Origin of the sequence: Deinococcus pimensis DSM 21231 (assembly GCF_000519345.1) — a bacterium.
Classification (GTDB): domain Bacteria; phylum Deinococcota; class Deinococci; order Deinococcales; family Deinococcaceae; genus Deinococcus_A; species Deinococcus_A pimensis.
Genome location: NZ_KI912637.1, coordinates 146,204 through 152,803, shown reverse-complemented (window position 1 = coordinate 152,803; position 6,600 = coordinate 146,204). Strand labels below are relative to the sequence as shown.

Genomic DNA, 6,600 nt, shown 5'->3' with positions numbered 1-6,600 from the left:
GCAGTCGGGCGGCGCCTCGCGCGCGCGGGACGCGCGGCGCGGGGCGAAGGGCGGAACTGGTGGACGTCATGACTCCCTCCGCGGGACGTGGGGCGCGGCCCCACAAAAGCAAAGGGAGCGTGACCGCGCGGTCACGCTCCCCGGGGGCGTTACTTGCCGATGCCGGCCTGATCCGCGAGGGCCTGCGTCTGCGCGGCGGCGGCCTGCGCGTTGCGGCCGTTCACGAACGTGTCGATGACGGTGCCGAAGTCGTTCATGAAGCTCTCGGGCGCGACGACGCCGTGCGTGAGGCTCCCGACGATCTTGTTGGACTTCCAGTCCTTCGCGGCGCTCTGCGAGTACACGTTGTACTTGCTGAGGTCGCTGTCGAGACGCGCGGCGATGCTGCCCTTGAGCGGGTTGAAGACGTCCTGGCCCTGCTTGCTGCCGAGCACCTTGAGGAAGTTCAGCGCTTCCGTGCGGTCCTTGGCGCCCTTCGGCAGGCCGAAGGAGTCGCTCAGGAACATGAAGGTGCCCGCCGTGCCGGGGCTGGGCGCCCAGCCGAAGCCGACGTTGGGCTTGAGCTTGAGGGTGCTGCTCATGTACCCGGCGGCCCAGTCGCCCATCACGTTGAAGGCCGCCTGGCCCTTCACGACGCGGTCCGTCGCCTGCTGCCACGTCAGGGACGCCATGTCCTTGTTGGCGCAGTCGAGCACCTTGCCGTACGTGTCCCACACCTTCACGGCGCGGGGATCGGTGAACTTCAGCTTGCCGGAGAACAGGTCGTTCCAGCCCTGCGTGCCGAGCGTGCCGAGCGCGACGCTCTCCCACAGGTGCTGCTCCGCGAAGCCGCCCGCGACGGACAGGGGCGTCTGGAGACCCTTGCCCTTGAGGGTCTGGCAGGTCGTGAGGAACTCGTCCCAGGTCTTCGGCGCGGTCACGCCGTACTTCTTGAGGTTGGCGGGCACGAACCACATCACGTTGGAGCGGTGGACGTTCACGGGGACGCTCCAGATGCCGCCCTTGCTGGACAGCAGCGGAATGAGGTCCTTCGGGAACTTCGTGAGCCAGCCCTCGCTCTTGAAGAGCGGCGTGAGGTCCTCCATGCGGTTCGACACGACCCACGTGCCGATCAGTTCCTGCCCGGCGTGCACCTGGAAGGCGTCCGGCGGGTCGCCGCCGAGCATGCGGGTCTTGAGGACGGCCTTCGCGTTCGTTCCGGCGGCGCCCGCGACGGCGGAGTTCACGACCTTCACGCCGGGGTACTTCTGCTCGAAGAGCTTGAACAGGGCGTTGGCGGCGACGCCCTCGTCACCGGACCACCACGAGAAGAACTCGACCTTCTTGCCCTGCGCGAGGGCGCTGGATCCCGCGACGAGGATGGCGGTCATCAGCGCGGCGTGCTTCAGTACGGACTTCTTCATACTTCCTCCCTTTCGAGCGTGGCGCCGACGAGGGCGCCGTGACGACGTTCCGGACGGTCGGGCGTGAGCGCGGGGGGCGCCCGCGGAGCCCCATCGCGTGACGCGACGCGGTAGAGGTGGCGCAGCCCGCGCGGCGTGAGGAGTTCCTCCAGCAGCAGCGCGCCCGCGCCGAGGACGCCCACGTCGGGCCCGAGGTGCGAGAGGCTCACGTGGACGCTGTCGCGGCTGATCAGCAGGGCGCGTTCGCGCACGACCTCGCGGATCGCGTCGAGGAGGGGCGCGCCCGCCCCGGCGAGCTGCCCGCCGATCACGACGGCGGCCGGGTTGAAGAGGTTCAGGACGGTCGTGATGGCCACGCCGAGGTGGCGTCCGGTGTCCTGCCAGATCTCACGCGCGAGGGGGTCCTCGTGGGCGAGCCGCAGGAGGTCCCCGATGCTGCTCTCCCGCGTGAGGGCCGTGCGGACGCCGCGCAGGCGCTCGCGCATGCTCGCGAGGATCGTGTGCGCGGCGGCGTAGCTTTCCAGGCTGCCGGGGTTGCCGCTGCGTCCGCGCGGGCCCATCTCGTTGATGCTGATGTGCCCGATCTCGCCCGCGCCGCCACGCGCGCCGCGGTACAGGCGTCCGCCGAGCAGGATGCCCGCGCCGATCCCGGCGGCGGCCTTGACGTAGATGAGGTCGTTCGTGCCGCGATGCTGCCCGAAGCGCCACTCGGCGAGCGCGCCGAGGTTCGCGTCGTTGTCGACGTGGACGGGCACGTGGTAGCGCCGCGAGAGCTCGCGCGCGACGTGCTCGTCGTCCCAGCCGGGCATGTTGGGCGGCCTCACGACGCGGCCCGTGTGGTGATCCACGGGGCCGGGAATGCCGACGCCGATCATCGCGACCCGGCCGTCCTCCACGCCGTGACGGTCCAGGACGAGCCGGACGAGCTCGTCGACGCGGCCGTACACGTGCTGCGGTCCGAGGGCGATGTCGAGGGGCCGTTCCTCCACGTCGAGGATGCGGCAGCGCAGGTCGAGCAGCGCGACGCGCACGTGCCGGGCGCCGAGGTCCACGCCGACGAGCAGCGCGGCGCCCGCGTCGAGGGTGAGCATCGTGGCGCGCCGCCCCACGCCGGGCCGGTCGGTCTGCTTGCCGGCCTCGTGGACGAGTCCGACGTCCTGCAGTTCCGCGACGATGCTGCTGATCGCGCTGCGAGACAGGCCGAGCCGCCGGGAGAGCTCCGCGCGGGAGACGTCCTCGCGCCACAGTTCACGCAGCAGCATCAGGGTGTGCTGCGCGCGGATCGCGGCGAGGTCGAGCACGTCGTGCGTCATGAGCCTCCTTCGCCCGGAGGCGACGGTGAGTGAGCCGAACGGCGCGCGGGCGCCGCGGGTATCCATCTGTTCGTTGACCTGACGTTAACGCTGAGCAATTTCGTTTGTCAAATGAACAAATGAATGGAAGCGGTTACACCCAGGCCCGCAGAGACGCGTCAACGACCTATGCATGAGGACCGGGCCGCCCCGGTCCGTACACAGCCGAAGCGCGGACGGCCACTCCCACACGTGGAGAGACGCGTCAACGCCCCAGGCAGGAGGACCGGGCCGCCCCAGAAAAATCACCCCCGGTCGAGGCCGGGGGTGTGTTGCGCGGGCGCGTTACTTGTCGTCGGCGCTGGGGTCGCTGCCGGGGGCGCGGCCGTGTTCGGGGCGCAGCAGCGGGAAGAGCAGGACGTCGCGGATGCTGTCGCTGTCGGTGAGGAGCATGGCGAGACGGTCGATGCCGATGCCGAGGCCGCCGGCGGGCGGCATGCCGTACTCGAGGGCGAGGAGGAAGTCCTCGTCCTGCGCGTGCGCCTCGTCGTCTCCGGCGTCGCGGCGGGCGCTCTGCGCTTCGAAGCGGCGGCGCTGGTCGGCGGCGTCGTTGAGTTCGCTGAAGGCGTTGGCGAGCTCGAAGCCGCTGGCGAACAGTTCGAAGCGTTCGGTGACGCCCTCGCGGTCCCGGTGCTTCTTCGCGAGGGGACTGATGGCGAGGGGGTGGTCCATCACGAAGGTGGGGTTGACGAGCAGGGGTTCGACGTGTTCCCCGAAGAGCTTGTCGAGGAGCTTGTAGTCGGGGACGCCCTTCCACTGCGGGTAGCGTTCGTCGCAGAAGGCGCGCAGCCGACCGAGGTCGAGCGGGTCGAAGTCGAGTCCGGGCACGTGTTCGCGGAGGCTGCCGACGTAGTCGACGCGGGCGAAGGGCGCGCTGAAGTCCAGCGTTCGGCCCTGGTAGGGGATGAGGTGGGTGCCGTGGAGCTCGCGCGCGAGGCCGCTCATGAGGTCCTCGACGAGGGCGAGGATGTCGGTGTAGTCGACGTACGCCCAGTAGAGTTCGAGCATGGTGAACTCGGGGTTGTGGGTGCGGTCGATGCCCTCGTTGCGGTAGACGCGGCCGATCTCGAAGACCTTCTCGAAGCCGCCGACGAGGAGGCGCTTGAGGTGCAGTTCGAGCGCGATGCGGAGGTAGAAGTCGTGGCCGAGGGCGTTGTGGTGCGTCTGGAAGGGCTTGGCCTCGGTGCCGCCCGCGATGGCCTGCAGGGTGGGCCCCTCGACCTCCATGAAGCCGCGTTCGTCGAGGAAGGTGCGGATGGAGCGGATGAGGCGGGAGCGGGCCTGGAACTTCTCCTTCGCGCCGGGCGTGACCATCAGGTCGAGGTAGCGGCGGCGGGCGCGCAGTTCCTCGTCGGTGAGGCCGTGGAACTTGCTGGGCAGGGGGTGCATGCTCTTGACGAGCGGCTGCCACGAGGTGACGTGCAGGGTGAGCTGGCCGGTCTTCGTGACGAAGGGGTGGCCGGTGACGCCGACGATGTCTCCGAGGTCGAGGTGCCTGACGAGGGCGTAGTCCTCGAGGTCGTTCTTGCGCAGGAACAGCTGGAGGGTGCCGTGCTCGTCCTGGAGGTTGACGAAGGCGACCTTGCCCATGTCGCGCATGGTCATGACGCGGCCCGCGAGGGCGTAGGTCTCCCCTTCCCAGGTGTCGCCGGGCGTGAGGGAGTCGGGGTGCGCGGCGAGCACGTCGCGGGTGGCGTGCGTGCGGGGGTAGCGGTAGGGGTGGGCTTCCCGTCCGGCCGCGACGAGCGCCTCCTGGTTCTTCAGGCGGGCGAGCGTCTGCTCGTGGAGGGATTCCGTGGCGGTGGGGCCGTCTTGCATTGGGAAAGTATAGGGGAAGCCGTCGGCGATCAGCTGACAGCCGTCAGCAAACAGAGGGGCGACGCCTTCATGTGGCGCCACCCGAACTGACTGCTGACCGCTCAGTACTCGATGGACTTGACCTTGTATTTGGCCTGACGCGCGCCGAGGTTCACGACGAAGGTCTCGCCGACCTTGCGGCCGATGAGGGCGGTGCCGACGGGCGAGTCGTCGCTGATCTTGGGGAGGTCGCCGCCGAGGACGGACGCTTCGGGCGCGCTGACGAGCTGGACGCGCATTTCCTTGTTGCGGTTCTCGTCGAACAGGACGATGATGGCGCCGAGGGCGGCTCGGTCGCGGTCGCCGTCGTGGTCGGCCATGACGGTGGCGCGGGCGAGGGTGTCCTCGAGTTCCTCGATGCGGGCCTCGATGTTCATCTTCTCGCGCTTGGCGTCCTCGAGGCCGGTGTCCTCGTAGTCGGCGGCGGTCTCCATCTGTTCCTGCAGGATGCGGGTGGCCTCGACGAGGCGGTCCTGTTCGTGCTGCAGGGCTTTCTGCAGCCGGTCGTAGCCTTCGCGCGTCAGTTTGATTTCACGTGCCACGGGTGCCCTCCGGTGCCTCGCTCCGCCCCTGGTTCCGTCCTGAGGTTCGCCCGCCGCGGGAGGGGCGCGTGCGCGGGCCCTTCGCGGTGGCCGCGCTCGCGACCGGGTGGAATTTGGTCGTCACATTCTGCCATAACCGTCAGGGCAGGGCAAATATTCCCCACTTCACGCCTCGTGGAGGGTGAAGTGAGGGCGTTCCGTGGCCGTGGTCAGTCGAGGAGACGGTCGGCGAGGCCGCTGAGCCCGGCGTGTCCGGCGCGGCCAAGGCAGTGCTGGGTGCCGAGGCAGAGGGTGACGTAGCGGTACGTGCGGGGCGCGACGTGCGCGCGGTACACGGAGACCTCGCCGCGGCTGCGGGTGACGTGGCAGAGGTCGCAGTGGAAGGCGTTCTTCTTGGTGGTGGTCTCGATGGGTTCGAGTTCGACGAGGCGTTCGCGGCGGACGAGCGCGAGACGCCCGTCGGCGATGGGGTACAGGCCGAGCGTGGGGCGGGCCGTGGTCCCCTCGCCGAAGAGTTCACGAGCTGTCTCGGGGAACAGCTCGTGCAGGAGGTCTCGCTCGGTGATGCTCTTCATCTCTCCGAGTATAGGCCGCGCGGGCGCTTCTGGACGCTGTATCCGGTCACGTTGGAGCCCCGGGATCGCTACGCCGTGAACGTAACGTGCCCCGGTCACGTCGGTCCTGAGCGGAGACTGGTACACTTCTCTCGTGTCCTCGCGTCACAGCAACCGCTCCGGGATCGTCCTGCGCCGTCACGTCACCACGGGCGGCGACGTCATCCTGACGCTGCTCACCCCGCACGGCAAGCTCAAGGCCATCGCGCGCGGCGGGGCGCGCGGCGTCCTGCAGAGCCGACTCAACCTCTTCCAGCACATCGCCCTGCAGACCTACGCGACGCCCCGCAGCGACCTGCCCACCGTGCAGCAGGTGACGCTGGAGGGCGCGCTGCCGCGTCTCGCGGACCCGGCGCGCTACGGGTACGCGCACCTCATGGCGGAACTCGCGGACGCGCTGTACCAGGAGGGCGAGCACACCGAGATGGCCTTCGACCTGTTCTCGGGCGCGCTGCGCGGCATCAGCCACCACGCGGACCCGGAGTGGGTGGCGCTCGTGATGGGCTTCAAGCTGCTGATCCTCGCGGGCTTCGTGCCGCGCGCCGTGACCTGCGCCCGCTGCGGAAAGCCCGATCCCGCGCACCCGGACGTGCTGACCGGGCACCTCGTGTGCGCCTCGTGCGCGGAGCTTCCCGCGCTCGCGCCGGACGTGGTGGCGTTCCTGCGGGACGTGCCGCGCGAGACGGTCCGCACCCTCATGGAGCGTCCCCTGCGCGGCGAACGGCGGCAGTCCCTGTGGCGCGCGCTGGAGCGCTTCGTGGGCCTGCACGTCGGCGAGGTGCGCTCGTGGCGCGGCCTGCCGCACGAGGCGATGCAGGCCGTCTAGACGCCC

The 6,600-nt window shown here is 69.7% G+C and carries 6 protein-coding genes; 1 reads left to right on the top strand and 5 read right to left on the bottom strand.

The genetic code is table 11. The features are described from left to right. Nucleotides 1-149 precede the first annotated feature (149 nt). The 5 genes from DEIPI_RS0109535 to DEIPI_RS0109515 form a co-directional block, all read right to left on the bottom strand. The gene (locus DEIPI_RS0109535) at nt 150-1,403 is read right to left on the bottom strand and encodes an ABC transporter substrate-binding protein (RefSeq protein ID WP_027481632.1); all 1,254 of its coding nucleotides are present in this window, start codon (nt 1,401-1,403) and stop codon (nt 150-152) included. Continuing rightward, complete coding sequence (locus DEIPI_RS29920) at nt 1,400-2,716, bottom strand: ROK family transcriptional regulator (protein WP_084474118.1); 1,317 nt, start codon at nt 2,714-2,716, stop codon at nt 1,400-1,402. Before DEIPI_RS29920 ends, DEIPI_RS0109535 begins: the two co-directional genes overlap by 4 nt. A gap of 324 nt (nt 2,717-3,040) precedes the next feature. Continuing rightward, on the bottom strand, nt 3,041-4,573 hold the full coding sequence (gene lysS, locus DEIPI_RS0109525; RefSeq protein ID WP_027481631.1) for a lysine--tRNA ligase: 1,533 nt from the start codon (nt 4,571-4,573) through the stop codon (nt 3,041-3,043). A gap of 101 nt (nt 4,574-4,674) precedes the next feature. After that, nucleotides 4,675-5,154: a GreA/GreB family elongation factor gene (locus tag DEIPI_RS0109520; RefSeq protein WP_027481630.1), complete on the bottom strand. Its 480-nt coding sequence runs from the start codon at nt 5,152-5,154 to the stop codon at nt 4,675-4,677. A gap of 209 nt (nt 5,155-5,363) precedes the next feature. Further along, entirely contained in the window at nt 5,364-5,729 is a 366-nt protein-coding gene (locus tag DEIPI_RS0109515) for a hypothetical protein (protein WP_027481629.1), read from the bottom strand. 133 nt (nt 5,730-5,862) lie between these two features. On the opposite strand from DEIPI_RS0109515, the gene recO reads away from it, so the two are divergent. Next, on the top strand, nt 5,863-6,594 hold the full coding sequence (gene recO / locus DEIPI_RS0109510) for a DNA repair protein RecO (protein ID WP_027481628.1): 732 nt from the start codon (nt 5,863-5,865) through the stop codon (nt 6,592-6,594). Nucleotides 6,595-6,600: the final 6 nt, after the last annotated feature.